The following is a 1,101-nucleotide window of genomic DNA, read 5'->3' as shown; positions in this document are numbered from 1 at the left end:
TATATCACTCAGGATCCGATTGGACTGAAGGGGGGATGGAACCTGTATGGATATCAATTGAATCCGATATCAGACATCGACCCCCTGGGTTTATCTATGTGGGAGGATGCAAAATCGGGGGCATGTACTAATGGTCTTTGCGGCACACTATCCGCTATGATAGGTCCAGATAAATTTGATTCTATAGATAGCACCGCATATGACGCCTTAAATAAAATAAATAGCCAATCTATTTGCGAAGATAAAGAGTTCGCTGGTTTAATATGTAAGGATAATAGTGGCAGATATTTCTCAACAGCACCTAACCGAGGAGAAAGAAAAGGATCATATCCATTCAATAGCCCTTGCCCTAATGGTACTGAGAAAGTATCAGCTTATCATACTCATGGTGCAGATAGTCATGGAGAATATTGGGACGAAATATTTTCAGGTAAAGATGAGAAAATAGTTAAAAGTAAAGATAACAATATCAAGTCATTTTATTTAGGTACGCCCAGTGGTAATTTTAAAGCAATAGATAACCACGGGAAGGAAATAACAAACAGAAAAGGATTACCTAATGTCTGCAGAGTTCATGGTAATATGTAAAAAAATATTGTTTAGGAACTGTGTCATTGTATCTTTGTTTGTTTTTACATACAACACATGGGCGCAGTGTAATAATAATATTAAAATAATGCGCAAGTATGAAAGTGAAGGTAAATATACCGTTAGAAATTTGGTTAAAAATAAAGCTATAGCATTGGAATTAGCTGAGATATATGTTAAGAATCGTTATGGACAGGATGCCGCAGAAGAAGAAAAACCATACGAAATCACTGAGTTAACAACAAGTTGGGTTGTTGAAGGTACCATTCACTCAGACCAAATTGCTGGTGGGGTTTTTATTATAGAAATAGGCAAAAATGATGGGAGAATTCTGAATTTTGGCCACGGAAAATAAGTATGTAAGGATAATCAAACATCGTGTGCGCTGATGGCAGAGTAGGTGGAGGACTCCAGACAGTCAAACGATAGAAAAAGATAGCCTTTATGGAGGTTCCTGCAATGTCAAATACATACCAGAAAAGAAAGGCAAGTAAAGAGTATGGTTTATATAAT

At 36.7% G+C, this 1,101-nt stretch carries 2 protein-coding genes; both read left to right on the top strand.

The genetic code is table 11. The annotated features are described in order from the left end of the window. On the top strand, positions 1 to 588 hold a 588-nt coding region (locus tag FTE26_RS04930), incomplete at its 5' end, for a DUF4329 domain-containing protein (protein ID WP_001350073.1). Further along, the gene (gene yhhH / locus FTE26_RS04925; protein ID WP_001271686.1) at positions 560 to 943 is read left to right on the top strand and encodes a protein YhhH; all 384 of its coding nucleotides are present in this window, start codon (positions 560 to 562) and stop codon (positions 941 to 943) included. The genes FTE26_RS04930 and yhhH, both read left to right, overlap by 29 nt. Positions 944 to 1,101 lie beyond the last annotated feature (158 nt).

Source organism: Escherichia sp. S10b, from assembly GCF_028421345.1.
In the GTDB taxonomy this organism is placed as follows: domain Bacteria; phylum Pseudomonadota; class Gammaproteobacteria; order Enterobacterales; family Enterobacteriaceae; genus ECMA0423.
The sequence above is the reverse complement of the archived record's forward strand: the minus strand, read 5'-3'. Positions and strand labels throughout refer to the sequence as shown.

Coding starts and splice junctions, on each gene's coding strand:
- yhhH (WP_001271686.1), top strand. CDS start 560: ATGTCTGCAGAGTTCATGGTAATATGTAAAAAAATATTGTTTAGGAAC.